This window comes from Streptomyces sp. NPDC002104 (genome assembly GCF_053593795.1).
Map to the genome: position 1 here is coordinate 1 of NZ_JBSFDF010000066.1, position 16641 is coordinate 16641.

The 16641-nt window shown below is 73.8% G+C and carries 18 protein-coding genes; 7 read left to right on the forward strand and 11 right to left on the reverse strand.

Going from position 1 to position 16641, the window contains the following annotated elements; genetic code table 11:
* Positions 1-141 precede the first annotated feature (141 nt).
* From ACWCP2_RS34240 to ACWCP2_RS34255, 4 genes are all read right to left on the reverse strand, one after another.
* Complete coding sequence (locus tag ACWCP2_RS34240; RefSeq protein ID WP_450912470.1) at positions 142-1329, reverse strand: thiolase C-terminal domain-containing protein; 1188 nt, start codon at positions 1327-1329, stop codon at positions 142-144.
* An 18-nt stretch (positions 1330-1347) separates the two neighbouring features.
* Positions 1348-3477: an acyl-CoA dehydrogenase gene (locus tag ACWCP2_RS34245; protein ID WP_450912471.1), complete on the reverse strand. Its 2130-nt coding sequence runs from the start codon at positions 3475-3477 to the stop codon at positions 1348-1350.
* A gap of 84 nt (positions 3478-3561) precedes the next feature.
* Entirely contained in the window at positions 3562-4116 is a 555-nt protein-coding gene (locus ACWCP2_RS34250; RefSeq protein WP_450912472.1) for a hypothetical protein, read from the reverse strand.
* On the reverse strand, positions 4113-4784 hold the full coding sequence (locus ACWCP2_RS34255) for a hypothetical protein (RefSeq protein ID WP_450912473.1): 672 nt from the start codon (positions 4782-4784) through the stop codon (positions 4113-4115). The genes ACWCP2_RS34250 and ACWCP2_RS34255 overlap by 4 nt, the downstream gene beginning before the upstream one ends.
* A gap of 177 nt (positions 4785-4961) precedes the next feature.
* Between ACWCP2_RS34255 and ACWCP2_RS34260 the strand changes: the two genes are divergently transcribed.
* Positions 4962-6254 (forward strand): sensor histidine kinase, encoded by a 1293-nt coding sequence (locus ACWCP2_RS34260; protein WP_450912474.1) that lies wholly within the window; start codon positions 4962-4964, stop codon positions 6252-6254.
* Between the two features lie 4 nt (positions 6255-6258).
* Positions 6259-6966 (forward strand): response regulator, encoded by a 708-nt coding sequence (locus ACWCP2_RS34265; RefSeq protein WP_450912475.1) that lies wholly within the window; start codon positions 6259-6261, stop codon positions 6964-6966.
* A 13-nt stretch (positions 6967-6979) separates the two neighbouring features.
* Here ACWCP2_RS34265 and ACWCP2_RS34270 read toward each other — a convergent pair whose 3' ends face one another.
* From ACWCP2_RS34270 to ACWCP2_RS34290, 5 genes are all read right to left on the reverse strand, one after another.
* On the reverse strand, positions 6980-9070 hold the full coding sequence (locus tag ACWCP2_RS34270; protein WP_450912476.1) for a protein kinase domain-containing protein: 2091 nt from the start codon (positions 9068-9070) through the stop codon (positions 6980-6982).
* Positions 9071-9164: 94 nt separating this feature from the next.
* Positions 9165-9566: a hypothetical protein gene (locus tag ACWCP2_RS34275; protein ID WP_450912477.1), complete on the reverse strand. Its 402-nt coding sequence runs from the start codon at positions 9564-9566 to the stop codon at positions 9165-9167.
* A 381-nt stretch (positions 9567-9947) separates the two neighbouring features.
* Complete coding sequence (locus tag ACWCP2_RS34280) at positions 9948-10100, reverse strand: hypothetical protein (protein ID WP_450912478.1); 153 nt, start codon at positions 10098-10100, stop codon at positions 9948-9950.
* 368 nt (positions 10101-10468) lie between these two features.
* Positions 10469-10729, reverse strand: a complete 261-nt coding sequence (locus tag ACWCP2_RS34285) for a DUF397 domain-containing protein (protein ID WP_450912479.1) — start codon at positions 10727-10729, stop codon at positions 10469-10471.
* Complete coding sequence (locus ACWCP2_RS34290) at positions 10689-11537, reverse strand: helix-turn-helix domain-containing protein (protein ID WP_450912480.1); 849 nt, start codon at positions 11535-11537, stop codon at positions 10689-10691. The genes ACWCP2_RS34285 and ACWCP2_RS34290 overlap by 41 nt, the downstream gene beginning before the upstream one ends.
* Positions 11538-11621: 84 nt before the next feature.
* Here ACWCP2_RS34290 and ACWCP2_RS34295 point away from each other — a divergent pair, with 84 nt between their 5' ends.
* From ACWCP2_RS34295 to ACWCP2_RS34305, 3 genes are read left to right on the forward strand one after another with little or no spacing between them, the layout of a single operon-like run.
* Positions 11622-12038 (forward strand): ATP-binding protein, encoded by a 417-nt coding sequence (locus tag ACWCP2_RS34295; RefSeq protein ID WP_450912481.1) that lies wholly within the window; start codon positions 11622-11624, stop codon positions 12036-12038.
* A gap of 33 nt (positions 12039-12071) precedes the next feature.
* Positions 12072-12707 (forward strand): TetR/AcrR family transcriptional regulator, encoded by a 636-nt coding sequence (locus tag ACWCP2_RS34300; protein ID WP_450912482.1) that lies wholly within the window; start codon positions 12072-12074, stop codon positions 12705-12707.
* Positions 12704-13309 (forward strand): TIGR03086 family metal-binding protein, encoded by a 606-nt coding sequence (locus ACWCP2_RS34305; protein ID WP_450912483.1) that lies wholly within the window; start codon positions 12704-12706, stop codon positions 13307-13309. The genes ACWCP2_RS34300 and ACWCP2_RS34305 overlap by 4 nt, the downstream gene beginning before the upstream one ends.
* Here ACWCP2_RS34305 and ACWCP2_RS34310 read toward each other — a convergent pair.
* Positions 13262-14077, reverse strand: coding sequence for a CTP synthase C-terminal region-related (seleno)protein (locus ACWCP2_RS34310; RefSeq protein WP_450912484.1), 816 nt, complete (start codon positions 14075-14077; stop codon positions 13262-13264). The two genes, ACWCP2_RS34305 and ACWCP2_RS34310, sit on opposite strands and share 48 nt — an antisense overlap.
* 77 nt (positions 14078-14154) lie before the next feature.
* Between ACWCP2_RS34310 and ACWCP2_RS34315 the strand changes: the two genes are divergently transcribed.
* On the forward strand, positions 14155-15039 hold the full coding sequence (locus tag ACWCP2_RS34315) for a LysR family transcriptional regulator (protein ID WP_450912485.1): 885 nt from the start codon (positions 14155-14157) through the stop codon (positions 15037-15039).
* Positions 15040-15147: 108 nt separating this feature from the next.
* Positions 15148-15990, forward strand: coding sequence for an AAA family ATPase (locus ACWCP2_RS34320; protein ID WP_450912486.1), 843 nt, complete (start codon positions 15148-15150; stop codon positions 15988-15990).
* Here the strand turns inward: ACWCP2_RS34320 and ACWCP2_RS34325 are convergent.
* Positions 15984-16616: a hypothetical protein gene (locus ACWCP2_RS34325; RefSeq protein ID WP_450912487.1), complete on the reverse strand. Its 633-nt coding sequence runs from the start codon at positions 16614-16616 to the stop codon at positions 15984-15986. The two genes, ACWCP2_RS34320 and ACWCP2_RS34325, sit on opposite strands and share 7 nt — an antisense overlap.
* Positions 16617-16641: the final 25 nt, after the last annotated feature.

Here is a 16641-nt window from a genome sequence, read left to right on the forward strand (position 1 = left end):
CCACAACTGTCGAACGTTCGAACCAGGGCGCCTAAATCATGCAGTCCAGGCCGACACCCCACCCCGCCCCCGGCACCGGCCCCCACCCGCAGCCAACCCGCGCCCAGCACAGCACAGCACAGCGCAGCGCCCCGCCGACGGCTACCGCCGCAGCAGGGTGACCACCGCCGCGCCGCCCAGGCCGATGTTGTGGGCCAGGGCGACCCGGGCACCCTCGACCTGCCGCGCCCCCGCCTCGCCCCGCAGCTGCCACACCAGCTCCGCCGCCTGCGCGAGCCCCGTCGCTCCCAGCGGGTGGCCCTTGGAGATGAGGCCGCCCGAGGGGTTGACCACCCACCGGCCGCCGTACGTCGTCGCGCCCGACTCCACCAACGCCCCCGCGCCGCCGTCCTCGCACAGGCCCAGCGCCTCGTACGTCAGCAGCTCGTTGATCGAGAAGCAGTCGTGCAGCTCGATGACGTCCACGTCCCCGATCCCCAGCCCCGCCGCCGCGAACACCGCCCGCCCCGCCGCCGCGGTCATCGGCTTGCCGACGACGTCGATGCAGGACCCGGAGGCGAACGACGCCTCCGTGTCCGTGGTCATCGACTGGGCGACGATCTCCACCGCCCGCTCCCCCAGCCCGTGCCGCTCCACGAACCGCTCCGAGACGACCACCGCGGCGGCCGCCCCGTCGGACGTCGGCGAGCACTGGAGCTTGGTCAGCGGCTCGTGGATCGTCTTCGCCGCGAGGATCTCCTCGACCGTGTAGACGTCCTGGAACTGGGCGTTCGGGTTGTTCGCCGAGTGCCGGTGGTTCTTCGCCCCGACCGCCGCGAGCTGCGCGGCCGTGGTCCCGTAGAGCTTCATGTGCTCCCGCGCCGCGTTCCCGAAGATCTGCGCGGTCGGCGGGGACATCTCGAAGCCGTGCCCGGCGGCCATGATCCCGTAGTGCCGGGCGACCGGCGAGGTCTTGAAGTCGCCCCCGTCGGCCCCGCCCCCCAGCGCGCCGCGCTTCATCTTCTCGAAGCCGAGCGCCAGCACGCAGTCGTTGATCCCGCCCTCGACGAACTGCCGCGCCATCATCAGCGCCGTCGAGCCCGTCGCGCAGTTGTTGTTGACGTTGTAGACGGGGACCCCGCTCAGCCCCAGCTCGTACGCCGCCCGCTGGCCGGCCGTGGAGGCCTGGAAGCAGTAGCCCACCGGTACCTGCTCGACCAGCCCGTAGTCGATGCCCGCGTCGGCGAGCGCCGCGTCGCCGGCTTCCTTCGCCATGTCCCAGTACTGCCAGTCCCTCGACTCCGGCTTCTCGAACTTCGTCATGCCGACGCCCACGATGTACGACTTCATGTGTGTCCCCACTGCCCTTCAGTCCCTGGGAAGGCCGAGAATCCGCTCGGCGACGACGTTGAGCTGGACCTGCGTGGTGCCTCCGGCGATGGTCAGGCAGCGGGACATGAGCATGCCGTGCACCGCCCGCTTCCCCGCCCCCTCGCTCACCGCGCCCGCCGGGCCCAGCAGTTCGAGCGTGAGCTCGGCGGTCCGCTGCTGGTGCGGGGTCTGGACGAGTTTGCGTACGGACGCGCCCGCGCCGGGCTCCAGTCCGGAGACCTGCTGGAGCGTGGTGCGCAGCCCGATGCAGGCCAGGGCGTGCGCCTCGGCGGCCAGGGCCCCGATCCGGACCCGGTAGCCGCCTTCGAGTTCGGCGGAGCGGGCGAGCAGCGCTTCCAGGCCGGTGTCGAAGGTCATCTGGTCGGCCATGTGGACGCGTTCGTTGCCGAGGGTGTTGCGGGCGACCTTCCAGCCCCCCGTCGCTTCCCCCACCAGGGCGTCCTCCGGCAGCGGCACGTCGTCGAAGTAGACCTCGTTGAAGAGGGCTTCGCCGGTGATCTCCTTGAGCGGCCGGATGTCGATCCCGGGGGTCTTCATGTCCACCACGAAGTAGCCGAGGCCCTTGTGCTTGGGGGCGTCCGGGTCGGTGCGGGCCAGAAGGATCCCGTAGTCGGCGCTCTGCGCGGAACTGGTCCACACCTTCTGCCCGTTGACGATCCAGCCGGCCCCGGACTCCGGTCGCTCGGCCTTGGTCCGCAGTGAGGCCAGGTCGGAGCCCGCGCCCGGTTCGGAGAAGAGCTGGCACCAGGTGACGTCCCCGCGCAGCGTGGGGAGCAGGTAGCGCTCCTGCTGTTCGGGGGTCCCGTAGGCGAGCAGGGAGGGCACGACCCAGGTGGCGATGCCGAGGTCGGCGACCTTGACCCCGGCGGCCGCCAGTTCCTGCTGCACCACGAGCTGTTCCACCGGGCCCGCGCCGAGCCCGTACGGGGCCGGCAGGTACGGGGCCGCGTACCCGGTCGGCGCCAGGACCCTCCGCGCGGTGGCGGGGTCGAGCCCGGCCGCGTCCGCGATGGCGCTACGGGCCTTCGCGCGGTGGGTCTCGGCCCGCGCGGGCAGTTCCAGGCGCAGCTCGCGCCGCGCCCCGGCGGCGGCGAGCCGTACGGCCCGGACCCGGTGGCCGTCGCCGGAGCCGAGGAGCTGGCGGGCGACCAGGGCCCGGCGGAGGTAGATGTGGGCGTCGTGCTCCCAGGTGAAGCCGATGCCGCCGAGCACCTGGACGCAGTCCTTGGCGCAGGAGTACGCGGCGTCCAGCGCGGTGCCGGCGGCCAGCGCGGCCACCAGGGAGCGCACCTCGGCCGGTTCCTCCGTGGCCTGCGCGGCGTCCCAGGCGAGTGCCCGGGCCTGCTCCACGCGCACCAGCATGTCGGCGCACAGGTGCTTGATCCCCTGGAACTGCCCGATGGGCCGGCCGAACTGTTCGCGGACCTTCGCGTACTCGGCGGCGGTGTGCAGCGCCCAGGCGGCCGTGCCGCAGGCGTCGGCGGCGAACAGCACGCAGGCGAGGTCCCGTACGAGGGCGGCGTCGAGTTCCAGCAGGGCGCCGGGCCCGGCGGTGACCCCGCGGGCGCGGACCTCGGCGGTGGGCCGGGTCGGGTCGGCGCTGTCCTGCGTACGGACGTCCAGGGCGGCGGAGTCGACGGCGAACCAGCGGGTTCCGTGCGCGGTCTCGGCGGCGAGCAGCACGAGGTCGGCCTCGCCCGCGCCCAGCACCGGCGGCGCGGTCCCGTCGAGGAGGTAACCGCCCTCCACGGCGACGGCGGTGAGGTCGCCGGGCCCGAGCGCCACGGCGCCGACCCGCCCGCCGAGGGGTTCGGCGCCGGCCCGGTCCAGGAGTACGGAGGCCAGCACGCTCGGCAGGTACGCCCCGGGCAGCGCCGCCCGGGCGGCCTCCTCCACCACGACGGCGAGGTCGAGCAGGGTGCCGCCCTCCAGGTGCGGTTCCAGCAGCCCGGAGGCGAGCAGCCCGTCCCAGTAGGCGGGTCGCGCGCCCGTCTGCGGCGGGGTGTCGAGGAGCTTGCGCACCTCCTCGGGCGGCACGGCCCGCGCGACCCAGCCGCGTACGGCCTCGGCCAACTCCCGCTGTTCCTGTGTGATTCCGATGCCCATGCGCGGCAGAGTAGAACACGTTGCATTCTGACGGAAGGTCAGAACTGCAACGTGTTCTCGCTCTGCGGAGGCCCACCGCGGCCGTCAGGCGGCAACGAGCCGGCGTCCGGGCGCGGCGGCGCTCCGGCGGCGGTGGTAGGCCACGGTGACGACCGCCAGCAACGGTCCCCAGGCCACCAGGGGCAGGTAGGAGGCCGTCATGACCCAGTACGCCGCGCCCGTGGGCGAACCGGGGGCACCCATGTTCCCCGGGTCGTTCCAGCCGATGGCCCCCAGGACTCCCAGCAGGGTGAGCGCGGCGGCCCCCAGACCGGCGGGGATCACGGCGGCGAGCGGCGGGATCGTCCTGCCGCCGATCAACGGCAGCCAACGTGGGGCGACTTCACCCCAGCCCCGCACGAGACCCAGGGCGAGGAGCCCCAGCATCTCGGCGAACACGCTCAGGCCGATCATGTACAGCGAGAAGCCACTGCCGAAGCGGACGTCCGCCAGCGGGTCGTCCCCGGTGAACCCGAGCGGCACTCCGAACGCCCCTGCGATCCGCCACACCCCCGTGGGCAGCGGAGCGAGCGCGGCGAGGCGGGCGAGCCGCACCGCTCGGCGGCTCGGCCGGCGCTCCATGACCGCCGCCGGCCTCATCCCCTGTCCCCCGAGTTCACCGTGGTCCCCGAGGCGGCCGGGGCCGCCGGGGTCACCGGGGTCACCGGGGTCACCGGGGTCACCGACGGGTTCGGCGGGAGGACGTGCCGGACCTTGAAGTCGCCGCTCTCGACGATCTCGTACGGCGCGGCGCTGAGGCACTTCGGCACCTCCAGACCGTCGAAGCCGGACACGGCCCAGCTGTAGCCGACCCGGTCCTTCTCCCCGTCGCCCTTCCCGTCGTAGACGGTGAACCCGACGCGCTTGCCGATGGCGCCCGGGGGCAGGTCCGAGCTCGTGATGACACCGGTGGCCGTGGCGACCGGACCGCCGGTCAGCAGGCAGTCGATGCGCCCTTCGGCGTAGGCACCCTGCTTTCCGTCGGCGGTGTAGTGACTGAACCGGAAGGTGCCGCGCGAGGTGCCGGCCGGGGCGTCCTGCTCGTCCGGCTCGGCCGGGGCGAAGCCATGGGCGTCGAAGGAGAAGCGGACCTGCTGGCCGTCGGCCCGGTACATCTTGGCGGAGCCGGTGAGACTCGATTCCTTCGGAGCCTTCCCCGCCCCCTCCGAGGCGGAGGCGGAGGCGGAGACGGAGACGGCGAGGCCTCCGATGACCGCCAGTACGGTCAGGCCGACGACGGACGTACGGAGAGTGTGACTGCGCGGCATGGTGAACTCCTGGCTCCCGGCGGCCGGTTTGGCCGCCTCCCGGTGTGGCATCAGCCTCCGCCACCGTCCGGGTGCGCGGCCATCGGCCGATCGGGAGATCCACTCGGGGGCCCGGTGGACCCCCCTCTGCCGATCGGCAGATACCACCGGCCCCGGACAGCGCCTAGGGTCGCGAGAGTGAAGATCACGGGCATCGCACACCGGGACCGCGCCGTCATCGGCATCGCGGCCGCGGCCGTGTGCGCCGCCACGGCCTTCCTGGGCGTACGGCCGCTGCCGGCGATCGCGGCCGCCGGAATCGCCCTCGGCACCCTCGGCAGCCTGCCCCGGTCACGCCGGTGGACCGGGACCGCCACGGGCGCCTCCGGCGGTCTGCTCCTGCTGGCCGTCTTCGCCTGGCCCGGACGCGGAACGGCCGGCGGGTCGAAGTGGCACCTGCTGGCGGTGGGAGCGGTCCTGCTGCTCCTGACGGCCGCGGTCCGCTGGTCGCCCCGGCGCCGGCTCCTGGTGGGCGGCGCGCTCGGCGCCGCGGCCGTCGCCGTATGGACCGTCCCCCTCGTACCGGACGCCTCCTTCTTCGAGTCGCTCGGCCTGATGGCCTTCTGGACGGCGCCGGTCATCGGGGCGGTCGTCGTCGGTGGCTACCCGCGTCTGATGGAGGACCGCCGCAGGCAGGCTGTCCTGGCCGCACGCCGCGCCCAGCAGCTCGAACTCGCCCACGACCTGCACGATTTCATCGCCCACGACGTGAGCGGCATCGTCGTCCAGGCCCAGGCGGCCCGGTTCGTGGCCGCGCACGATCCGGCGGCGGCGGCCGGGGCGCTGGAACGCATCGAGCGGGCCGGGCTCGCGGCACTGGCCTCGATCGACCGCACGGTCCGGATGCTGCACGCCGCAGACGAGACCACCGGCGCCGACGGTGACAGCAGGGACGCAAGGCCCGCGGGCGGAGCGCGTACGGCCCTCCCCGGCATCGACCAACTCGCGGAGGTCATCGACCGGTTCGACGGGACGGGCCAGGTCCGCGCCCGCCTCGAACTGGATCCGGGCGTCACCGAGGCGCTCTCCCGCGAGGGCGCCGCCACGGTCCACCGGGTCGTGGTGGAGGCCCTCACCAACGTACGCCGGCACGCCCCGGGTGCGGCCGGCGTCCACGTCGCGCTCCGTACGGACCCTACGGACCGTACGACCGTCGAGGTCAGCGTGACCGACGACGGCGGCCGTGGCCGCTCCCCGCACCGGCCCGCGCTCCCCCGGCTCGACCGGGGCCCCAGGGGTGGCGGCGGACTGCTCGCGCTGGCCGAACGCGTGCGCGCCGGCGGCGGTACCTTTGCCTCGGGTCACCACGGCGACGGCTGGCGCGTGACAGCGACCCTTCCCGGCGCCGGTCCACGGGCCGGCGGACCACAGGCCGGCGGACCACGGGCCGGCGGACCACGGGCCGGCGGACCACGGGCAACGGCATCATGATCCCGTGACCACCCGCATCCTGATAGCCGACGACCAGGAAGACGTGCGCAACGGCTTCCGCCTCATCCTCGATTCGCAGCCCGACATGACCGTCGTCGGAGAGGCCGCCGACGGCGCGACCGCGGTGGAGCTCGCCCGTTCGCTGCAGCCCGACGTCGTACTCACCGACATCCGGATGCCGGGCCTGAACGGCCTGGAGGTGACCCGGCTCCTGGCCGGCCCCGCCGCCGAGCACCCCGTCCGCGTGGTCGTCGTCACGACCTTCGACCTGGACGACTACGTCCACACCGCACTGCGCAACGGCGCGTGCGGGTTCCTGCTGAAGCGCTCGGGTCCCAACCTGCTGATCGAGGGCGTACGCGCCGCGATGGCCGGTGACACCCTGATCAGCCCCCAGCTCACGGTCCGGCTGCTGCGCAGCCTGTCCGCGCCCCCGTCCGCGTCCCCGTCCCCGTCCCCGTCCCGGCCTCAGCCCGTTCCCGCACCGCGCACCGCGCCCGAGGACCCCCTCACGGCGCGGGAGCGCGAGATCGCCCTGCTCGTCGCCCGAGGACTGACCAACGCCGAGGTCGGCGCCGAGCTGTTCATCTCGCCGGGCACCGCCAAGACCCATGTCGCCAACATCCAGGCGAAGCTGGCGGTGCGCAACCGGGTGGGCATCGCCGCGTGGGCCTGGGAGACCGGCCTGGCGAGCGGCGCCTCCCCCACCTGACAGCGCGCGGGCGTCAGGAGCGCTCGTAGTAGTAGCCGTCGCCGTGGGAGGGGCCGACGTTGTGCTGGAGGCCGGACGGCAGGCTCTTGGTGAAGAAGGAGGGGTCCAGGACCCCGCAGAACTGGCTGGTGGACTTGGACTTGTCCACGGCCGCCGCGCCGATGTTGATCCGGGTCCCGCCGGAGGTTAGCGAGGTCACCTTGGCGATGTTCTCGCAGTGGCCCATCTGGGTCTCGCTGATCAGGCGGACCGCCCCGGAGCGGGTGATGATCACCGTCGCCGGCTGGCCGATGTTGAGGTCGGCCTTGTAGGTCCAGGTCCCGGCGAAGTAGGAGGGGAGCGCGTTGTTGCCCCCGGACGAGCCTCCGCTCGGGGAGCCGCCGCCGCTGGGTGATCCGCCACCGCTCGGCGAGCCTCCCCCGCTCGGCGAGCCGCCTCCGCTCGGTGAGCCCGAGCCCGATCCCCCGGGGGTGGCGCCCGGGCTGGTGCCCGTACCGGTGCCTCCCGCGACCGGGCCCCCGCCTCCGCCCTGGCTCGCGCCGCTGCCGCCCGGGCTGCCGGAGCCTCCGCCGGGGGTTCCCGCACCCGCCGCCGCGCCCTGTCCGGCGGCGGCCTGGCCGTCCGGCACCGGTACGGACGGGCTCTGGGGGGCCTGTGGGCTCGGGGAGCCGACCGCGCCCGGGGCGGGCGAACCGGTGCCCGCCGACGCCGGGCCCGCGGAAGTCCCGGGCGTGACGGGCGCGTTGCTCGCCGGGGGCGCGGCCTGCGCGCCGCCGCCCCCGCCACCGCCACCGAACGGCTGGAGCAGGGTCACCGTGCCCCCGCCGACGGTGAGCACCAGCACGACCGGCACGGCGACGTTCCACCGCCGCCGGGCCCTGCGCCGCTCGCCCTGCTCGGCGGCCGCCGCGGAGGCCGGACCGGCGGCCGGGCCGACTCCGACGACCTGCCCGCCGGACGGGTCCGCCCCGCCGGACACCCCCGCCTCCGGCCGCAGCCCGAGCGTCCCGCGGTCGGGGGTCCCCGCCTCTCCCGCACCCCCGTCCTCCACGGGCACGGGCGCGGGCACGGGCACGGCATCCGCATCCGCATCCCCATCCGCATCCGCCACGGGCTCCGGATCCGGCGCCGCGACCGGCACCGCCTCCGCGTCGAGCAGCCGCGCCGCCTGCCGGGCCAGCCGTTCCACCACCTCGGGCGGCAGCCACGCCCCGCCGCGCGCCCCCGACGGGAGGACCCGCTCGGGGTCCGCCAGCAGCTCGTCCACACCGGGCCGTTCGTCGACGCCCTTGACCAGGCAGCGGCCGATCAGCGCGCGCAGCGGGGCGTCCGCCACCCGCTCCAGGGCCGGTTCGCCCTCCACGATCTGGAACATCACCGCGTGCTGATTGCTGACGCCGTGCCCGAAGGGCAGTTGGCCCGTGGCCGCGTACATCAGGACGCAGCCGAGGGTGAACACGTCGCTCTTCGCCCCGGCCCGCTGCCCCCGCACCTGCTCGGGCGACATGAACCCGGGCGAACCGACGACCATGCCGGTGCTGGTGAGCAGCGATTCGACGGAGGTCTCCAGCGCCCGCGAGATCCCGAAGTCGATGACCCGGCTGCCCTCGACGGTCAGCATCACGTTCGACGGCTTGAGGTCGCGGTGCACGATCCCGGTGCTGTGGATGTCCTTCAGCGCGTGCAGCAGCCCGTCCGCGAGGGCGTGTACGGACTGCACGGGCAGGGGGCCGTACCGGCGCACGACCTGCTCCAGCGAGAGCCCGGGTACGTATCCGGTGGCCACCCAGGGGCGTTCCGCGTCGGGGTCCGCGTCCAGGACGGGCGCGGTGTACCGCTCGCCGACCTTGCGGGCGGCGTCGATCTCGCGGCGGAACCGGGCCCGGAACTGCGCGTCGGCCACGTGCTCCTCGTGGACCACCTTCACCGCGACCGTACGCCCGCCCTCCGAGCGGGCCAGGAACACCCGCCCCATCCCGCCGGCACCGAGGCGCCCGAGCAGCAGGTACGGCCCGATCCTGCTCGGATCCCCGGCCGCGAGCGGCTTTATCCCGCCGTCGGCGTGGTCGGCGTTGCCGCCGTCGTCCCTGTGCGCGCTGCTCATACTGCCCGTCCCCCGATGGTCCGCCGCGGTCGGCCGGACTGGCATGCCCGGCCGAACCCGCATCAGGGTAAAGGCAGTTGTGTTCAGGATGAAGCTAGGTCCCGGCCGCGGTGCAGACGACCCAGGCCGAAGCGGTGTTGCTCCGGCTGGTGTCGGTGTTCTTCGCGCCCACCGTCCACCCCGTGGGACTGGGCAGGGTGTCGGTGAGGAACGTGAGCCTGCTGCCGGTCTGGCCGCCGCCCCCGGTGGGCACGGTGCCCGCCGGGCAGTTGACGTGCGCGTAGCCGAAACCACCGGCCGGGATGGTGACGTTGTCGCCCCGGTACTGCTGGTGCGAGCTAGGCGGCGCGACGACACCGGCATCGGCGGGGGGCGCGGGCTTGGGCGGATCGCCCCCGGAGTCGCCCGCGTTGGCGGAGAACGCGGTGAACGCGCTGCCGGCCAAGAGCACGATCGAGGTCACGGCAGCCAGGGCGAGGGAACGGGCGGGTTTCATGTCGGTCTTCCTTTGCGCACACGGGTACGGGTCAGCCCTGGACTCCCCCGATCCCCCCGGGCCGATCCCCCCGGCCACTCGTCCGGCGCAGGAAGAAACGTATGCGCGCATGCCGAACGAGTGAGACCCGCGGCGTGACGCAGCAGCCGGGCCGCCCCCCGAAACCCCGTACCACCGGCCGTACGGGTACTCCCTCCGAGCCGGGGCGGTTCTGGGAGGGCCCTCACCCGAATCCTTTCTCCCCAAGGGAGGCTCGGGCGGGGCCGGCCACCGTGCGCGGATCCGGCCGGAGCCGCCTCTAATGGGCGCTATGCCCGCCTCCCGGATGTTGCTTGAGTGCGCGTGTCCCGCTCGCACCGTTCCCCAGGGAGTCCCCATGTCCTACCGCCCCCGCCTGCGCAGCGCGGTGATCGGCGCGTGCACTGCGGTGCTGCTCGCCGGCACCGGCCTGCTGGCGCTCCCCGCACAGGCGGAGAGCCCGCGGGCTCCGGCGTCGTCGGCCCGGATGTCGACGCGGCCAGAGATGCAGGTCATGACGTTCGTCGGCTACTACAAGGACGCCGTGAACGGCCAGCACGCGGAGGGCAAGAGCCCGGCCGACGTCCGCAAGGAGTACCTCGCGGCCGAACTCGACGGCACGCTGTACGACTGGGGCTCCGACCACCAGAAGGACCCCGTCTTCCGCGTGAACGAGCTGCCCGAGAGCTGGTCCGCGGCGGGAGAAGGAGCAGGCGGACGGTCACGCCAAGGTCGTCCTGACCCAGACCTTCGAGAACGGCACGACGTCCGACGTCTGGTATCAGGTGGACACCACGAGCATGGTCATCGACGGCCTGACCGACCCCTCGTGACCACCCGCCCCGGCCGCCACGCGCATCGGCGGCCGGGGCGGCGCCCCTCCGTCAGAGGCTGCGCACGAACTCCGCGAAGGCGGCCGGGGCGACGGTGAAGGCCGGGCCGCCGGGGTTCTTGGAGTCCCGGACCGCGATCTGGCAGGGCTGGGGGGCGACCTCTACGCACTGACCGCCGGTGTCTGCGCTGTACGAGGACTTGCGCCAGACGGCGCCGCCGAGCGGGGCGCACTCGACGCAATCACCGCCGGTGTCACCGCTGTACGAGGACTTACGCCACCGCGCGCCCGTCAGGTCCTGGATGCTGTCCATAGCGTTCCTCCATTACGCGGGCGATCAGTTCCGCCGATTTCTCCACGGAGAGCGCGGCGGCCTGCAGGTGATCGTAACGGAGCGAACCCTCCCTGAGGGCTGCCGGATTGGCCGTCATATGGCCCTGGACGAAGTCCTCGGTGTAGACGATGTCCGGGTCGTCCTCGAAGCGCAGGACGTTGAACGTGCCCATCTGCCCGGCGTGCGCGCCCGCCTCGAAGGGCAGGATCTGCACCCGCACCCACTCCCGGTCCCGCAGCCCCAACAGGTGGGCAAGTTGGCCTCGCATCACCTCACAGCCGCCCACCTCCTGGTGCAGGGTGGCCTCGCTCAGCACCACCCACATCAGCGGCGGCTGCTCGCGCTCCAGGATCCGCTGCCGCTCGATGCGGGCAGCCACCTGCGCGTCCAGGCCCTTCTCGTGCCGGACGCCGAGAATGGCCCGCGCGTACGCCTCCGTCTGGAGCAGTCCGTAGATCAGCTGGGCCTGAAAGGTGGAGATGTACGCGGCCTTCGCCTCCATCTCCGCGTACGCCTGGAACCAAGGCGGCAGCTGGCTCCGTAGGACCAACCCCACCAGCCGGGAGAACACCCCGCCCGTGTTCAGCGCCGCGTCGACCCGCTCCGAGAAGTCGCGGGTCGGCACCTTCCTCGCCGTCTCGATCTGGCCGATCAGTGAGGCCGCGCAGAAGATGATGTCGCCGAGCTGTGCCTGTTTGAGCCCGGCGGCTTCCCGCAGGCGGCGCAGTTCCGCGCCGTAGTAGTCCAGCGGAGAGGCGCTGGGGTCGAGACTGCGGATGTTGACCATGGAGCGGTCACCCCCAAGTTCACACCGTGCGGCGTTCGTTTCGGTCCATAGCCGAGCGTAACGACGCCGCTCCACTCTGATGCCATGAATCTCGCAACTGACCACTCATCAGCAGGAATTGACGGCAGCTACCGCATGGGCTTCACCGTCGGTGACCATTCGGCCCGGCACATGCGCCGCATCCTGCGGATGTTCCTCACGCAGTGGGAGCTCGACGCCCTCGCCGACGCCGCGGAGCTCGCGCTCACCGAGCTGGTCGCCAACGTCGTGCGTCACGTACCCGGACGCGGATGCGCGGTCCTCATCCTCCGCCAACCGGACGGGCTGCGCGTGGAGGTCTCGGACGGGTGCCCGTCACCTCCACGACTGCCGGCGCCCGACTCCGGGGAGCTGGGCGAGGGCGGCCGCGGCCTGCTCCTGGTCGACGCGGTGACCGACCGCTGGGGCACGGACCTCAACTCGTCCGGAAAGACGGTGTGGTTCGAATGCGACACGCCCTAGTGGAGTAACACTCTAGAGCAGTACTCTGGTTGCATGTCAGATACCGACACCCGGACACGGATCCTCACGGCAGCGCTCGCGTGCTTCCTGGAGCGGGGTGTGCAGCGGACGACGGTGGAGCAGGTGCGCACGCGCTCCGGCGTCAGCAACGGCAGCTTCTTCCACCACTTCCCCAACAAGCAGGATCTGGCGGAGGCCGTCTACCTCCAGGGGCTCGAACAGCACCAGGCCGAGCTCCTCTCGGCGCTCACTCCCCCGCTCGGCCTGCGGGAGGGCATCGAGGAGGTCGTCCACCGCCATCTGGCCTGGATGGCGGGGCATCCGGGCCTCGCCGCGTTCCTGCTGGCGCCGCCCGACTGGACCGCTCCCCGTGACGCGCCCCGGATCGCCGCCTCCAGCCGGGAGTTCTTCCGGGCCGTCGCCCAGTGGCTCCGCGGACACGGCTGGGACGGCACTCCCGAGCTCGGCGTCGTCATCGCCGTCTGGACGGGTCCCGCCCAGGAGTACGCGCGCCACCGACTGCTGCTCGGCAGCGCCGGGCAGGCGTCGGACGCGGCACCGGCCCTCGCACAGGCCGCCTGGAACGCCCTGAGCCCCCTCCTGCTCCCCACCGCCCCCACCGCCCCGACCACCTCGACCGCATCGACCGCATCGGAGGACGCACGATGAACCCGGCTCCGGGCTCGGCCCCGGCCTCGACCCCGGCCTCGACCTCGACCTCGGCCCGCTACCGGCGGGCGCTCGCGGGAGTCGGCGATGTCGTCTCCCGCATCCCGGACGATCGGTGGAACTCCCCTTCGCCCTGCGGCGGCTGGACCACCCTGCACGTACTGGGACACCTGATCGACGGGCAGCACCAGATCGCCGCCCTCATCACCGGGCAAGGGCCCCGCGAGCCGCTCAAGGATCCCGCCGAGGCCATCGACCGCGACCCCGGCGCCGCCTGGGAGGCCACGGCCCGCCGCATGGACGGCCTGCTCGCCGCTGTCGACCCGGCCGCGGTGGTTCCTTCGCACCACGGCGACGTCCCCGTCGAGGCGATCCTCGCCTCGGCCGTCATCGAACCGCTCGTCCACGCCTGGGACCTGGCGCGGGCGGCGGATCTTTCGGTGCGCCTCGACGAGGAGGCCGTCGCGACCTGCCTGGCCGTGATCGTGCCCATGGCGGAGCAGTTCGCGGCCACGGGGATGTACGCGCCCGTCCTGGCCGTCGGGCCCGGCGCCTCACCGCAGCAGCGGCTCCTGGCCCTCCTCGGACGCGCGGCGGCCTGACGTGCCGCGGCTGCGCGCGTGCTCCACGGCCGCCGCGGCCAGCCCCGCCACGAACGGGTGGGCGCGGGTGCCGTCGCCGTCCAGTTCGGGCTGGAACAGGGTGGCCAGGAAGAAGGGGTGCCCGGCCAGTTCGGCGACGCGGATGTCGCCGGATTCGTCGGCGCCGGTGAAGGTCATGCCGTGGGCGCGGAGCAGGTCCAGGTGGAGGGGGTTGGGGCCGTAGTTGCAGTGGTACCGGGCCTGCGTGCGGTCCGCGCCGAGCAGTTGGGCGGCGCGGGAGCCGGGGGTGACCCGTACGGTGCCCTCGTGGCCCACCAGCGAGCAGGCCAGCGGGACGACCACCGCGTCCGCCTCGGCGGACGCCGGGTCGTTCTCGGCGTGGGCGGCCCGGTCCAGCCCGCAGACCGTACGGGCGAACTCCAGCAGGGCGTGCTGGAATCCGCCGCAGGTGCCGAGGAAGGGGATGCCGTTCTCTCGGGCGTCCCGGATCGCGGTGAGCACCCCGGCCTCGCTGCGGTAGGGGCTGCCGGGCAGGACCCAGACGGCGTCGAAGCCGTCCATGCCCTCTCCGGCCTCCTCGGTGGGGATCCAGTAGGCGTCCAGGTCCAGGCCCTCGCGCAGGCGCAGCGCCTCCAGCAGGCCGGGGACGCGGGCGTGGGAGCGTACGGCGTCGGAGCGGTCCGCGATCAGGGCGATGCGGGCGGTGCGGGCGGTGCGGGCGGTCGCCGTGCCGGCGGTGTGGTGCGCGTTCTTCGTGCCGTTCGTCATGCTGGTCATCCTCCAAGCCACCGGCCCATCACGTCCAACGATGATCCGCACTACCCGCATAAGCGATACTGATGCCCATGGATCCGCATCTGCTGCGCACCTTCGTCGCGGTCCTCGAACACCGCTCCTTCTCCACCGCCGCGTCCGTCCTCGGCTACACGCAATCGGCGGTCTCCCAGCACATCGCCGCGCTCGAAGCCGACCTGGGCGCCCGGCTGGTCGAGCGCCGGCCCGTCGGCCCCACCGAGGCGGGGCTGCGGCTGATGGAACACGCCCCCGGGCTGCTGCTGCGCCTCGACGCCGCCCGCGCCGACATCGCCCGGCTGCACCGGGCCCCCAACGCCCGTCTGACGCTGGCCTGTTCCCCCGCGGCCTTCGGCCCGGCGCTCGCCGGGGCCCTGGCCCGGCTGCGCGCCGAGGGACCGGTGGAGGTGGACCTCCACGTCCTGGGCCGGGACGCGGTGGTCGAGGCGGTCCTGACCGCCCGCGCCGACCTCGGCCTCGTGGACGGCGTGGCCGCGCCCAGCGACCCCCTCCCGCTGCCGGACCTCGGCCCCACCGTCACCCTGGCCGTCGCCGAGGAACCCCTGGCCGTCCTCTTCCCCCGCAACCACCCTCTGGCGCGCCGGAGTTCGGTCCGTCTGCCCGACCTCGCGCAGGCGCAGTGGATCGACGCCCCCGACACGGCGGTCCCCCTCGCCCGGCTCCGCGAGGTCAGCCACACCGCCGGCTTCCACCCGCGGATCCGCCACCACGGCACCGATCCCCACGCCCTGGCCGCCCTGGCCGCCGCCGGGCACGGCCTGACCGCGCTCCCCCTCTCCCTGGCCGCCGTCTTCCCCGGCACCACGGCGGTCCCGGTCCGCACCCCCCGCCTGGTCCACCGCACGGAACTCCTCCACCCCACGGCCCCGACCCCGCACACGGCCGGCCTGGTCGCCCTACTCACGGGCACGGAGTAGCTCCGGCCCCCCGCCCGGTGGGCGTTGGCGGGGAGGACCCCGTCACGGGTCCGTCGGCCCGGGTCGCCGCGTCGCTCCCCACCGCACCCACCACCAAGAGGAGTTCCCGTGCCCGACAGCCTCCACGGCCTTCCTGCGGAGCGTGCCGCCCGCATCGCCCGTCTCGTCGAGCGGTGCGCACCCCTGGCCCGGCAGGAGGGGGGCGTGGAACGCGTCCAGTTGCTCCTGCGGGATCTCGGGGCGGGGGTGCTGGACTCGGTCGCCGTCACCCGCGAACTGCTGGGCGTCGGACTGCGGGAGGCACAGGAGGTCGTGCTGTCGAGTGCCGCGCGGACCGCCGGGGCCCGGGCGGACGGGGATCCCCTGGACGTGGCGGAGCGGGCGGGGGACGTCGCCGAAGCCCTCCTGCGACTGCCCCCGGCCCGGCGGGCCACCCGGTTGCTCGCCGTCGACGGCACCGGGGGCTCGGGGAAGACGACGCTGGCCGCGGCGGTGGCCGGGCTGCTCGACGGGGCCGTCGTCGTCCACGTGGACGACTTCTACCGGCCCATGCCCGAGCGCGAGCGCGAACGGCTCGACGCCGAACAGGGCTACCAGCGCTACTTCGACTGGGAACGCCTACGGGACCAGGTCCTGGTCCCGCTGCGCGCCGGCCGGCCCGCCCGCCACCAGCTCTGCGACTGGAGCACGGGACGGCTCGGTGCCTGGCGCGAGGCCGCCACGGGCGGCACGGTGATCGTCGAAGGGGTCTGCTCGGCCCGCCCGGAGCTGGCGCCGTACTACGACCTCACCGTCTACGTGGACACCCCGCGGGACGTCTGCCTCCAGCGGGTGCGCGCCCGCGGCGAGAACTCCGAGGAGTGGATCGGGCGCTGGCGCGCGGCCGAGGACCACTACGTGCTCACCACCTGGCCCCAGACCCGGGCCGGCCTCCTCGTCAGGGGCTACTGAGCGCGCGGGGTCGGGCCGTGCTCCAGGAGGAACTGGGTCGCCCGGGCGATGGCCTCGGCGTACGTGGGGTGCACCGCCTCCGATTCCTCGTCCCGCCCGTCCGCGGCGACGGCGGTGTACCACCAGGCATCGGCGTCCGGGTCGTGGTGGATGACGGCGGTACCGCCCGCGTAGCGCAGCGGGATGGACTCGCTCGCGGACCGCTTCGCCACCGCGTGGGGCCACTTGAGGCGGGCGGACTGCCGCTTGATGCCGCCCCAGGCCGCGCCCAGCTGCGCGTAACTGGCTCCGCTGCGGCCCGCGACGGTCGCGGCGCTCTCCGCCATCCGGTCGACGGAACGCTTGGCTTCGTACAGCGCGCGCAGCAGGGCCAGTTGCACATCGGGGGCGGCCATCAGGGCCGGGTCGAAGGGCCGGCCGGCGTCGCGGTAGGCCTGCGCGCGCGTCGAGATGCGCCGGGCCAGCGGCCGGACCGCGTCGAGCACCTGGTCGTCCATGGCGAACGCCTCGTCCTCGGCGGGCTCGCTCCAGGCGGGCTCCACCAGGTCCATGACGGCGGCCCAGAAGTCCTCGTCGTCCCGGCCGGGAGTCGGGATCGAGGGCGGGATCGGAGTCGAATCATCCATGCGACATGTTTACCTGTCGCGAGCG

What these genes read in the sequence shown, in the direction of transcription:
- ACWCP2_RS34255 (WP_450912473.1), bottom strand. Translation starts at nt 4,784, where the DNA reads ATGCCGCGCAGTCACACTCTCCGTACGTCCGTCGTCGGCCTGACCGTA.
- ACWCP2_RS34310 (WP_450912484.1), bottom strand. Translation starts at nt 14,077, where the DNA reads ATGACGAACGGCACGAAGAACGCGCACCACACCGCCGGCACGGCGACC.
- ACWCP2_RS34300 (WP_450912482.1), top strand. Translation starts at nt 12,072, where the DNA reads ATGTCAGATACCGACACCCGGACACGGATCCTCACGGCAGCGCTCGCG.
- ACWCP2_RS34240 (WP_450912470.1), bottom strand. Translation starts at nt 1,329, where the DNA reads ATGAAGTCGTACATCGTGGGCGTCGGCATGACGAAGTTCGAGAAGCCG.
- ACWCP2_RS34305 (WP_450912483.1), top strand. Translation starts at nt 12,704, where the DNA reads ATGAACCCGGCTCCGGGCTCGGCCCCGGCCTCGACCCCGGCCTCGACC.
- ACWCP2_RS34325 (WP_450912487.1), bottom strand. Translation starts at nt 16,616, where the DNA reads ATGGATGATTCGACTCCGATCCCGCCCTCGATCCCGACTCCCGGCCGG.
- ACWCP2_RS34315 (WP_450912485.1), top strand. Translation starts at nt 14,155, where the DNA reads ATGGATCCGCATCTGCTGCGCACCTTCGTCGCGGTCCTCGAACACCGC.
- ACWCP2_RS34295 (WP_450912481.1), top strand. Translation starts at nt 11,622, where the DNA reads ATGAATCTCGCAACTGACCACTCATCAGCAGGAATTGACGGCAGCTAC.
- ACWCP2_RS34250 (WP_450912472.1), bottom strand. Translation starts at nt 4,116, where the DNA reads ATGAGGCCGGCGGCGGTCATGGAGCGCCGGCCGAGCCGCCGAGCGGTG.
- ACWCP2_RS34290 (WP_450912480.1), bottom strand. Translation starts at nt 11,537, where the DNA reads ATGGTCAACATCCGCAGTCTCGACCCCAGCGCCTCTCCGCTGGACTAC.
- ACWCP2_RS34275 (WP_450912477.1), bottom strand. Translation starts at nt 9,566, where the DNA reads ATGAAACCCGCCCGTTCCCTCGCCCTGGCTGCCGTGACCTCGATCGTG.
- ACWCP2_RS34270 (WP_450912476.1), bottom strand. Translation starts at nt 9,070, where the DNA reads ATGAGCAGCGCGCACAGGGACGACGGCGGCAACGCCGACCACGCCGAC.
- ACWCP2_RS34245 (WP_450912471.1), bottom strand. Translation starts at nt 3,477, where the DNA reads ATGGGCATCGGAATCACACAGGAACAGCGGGAGTTGGCCGAGGCCGTA.
- ACWCP2_RS34285 (WP_450912479.1), bottom strand. Translation starts at nt 10,729, where the DNA reads ATGGACAGCATCCAGGACCTGACGGGCGCGCGGTGGCGTAAGTCCTCG.
- ACWCP2_RS34280 (WP_450912478.1), bottom strand. Translation starts at nt 10,100, where the DNA reads ATGACCTGCATCTCTGGCCGCGTCGACATCCGGGCCGACGACGCCGGA.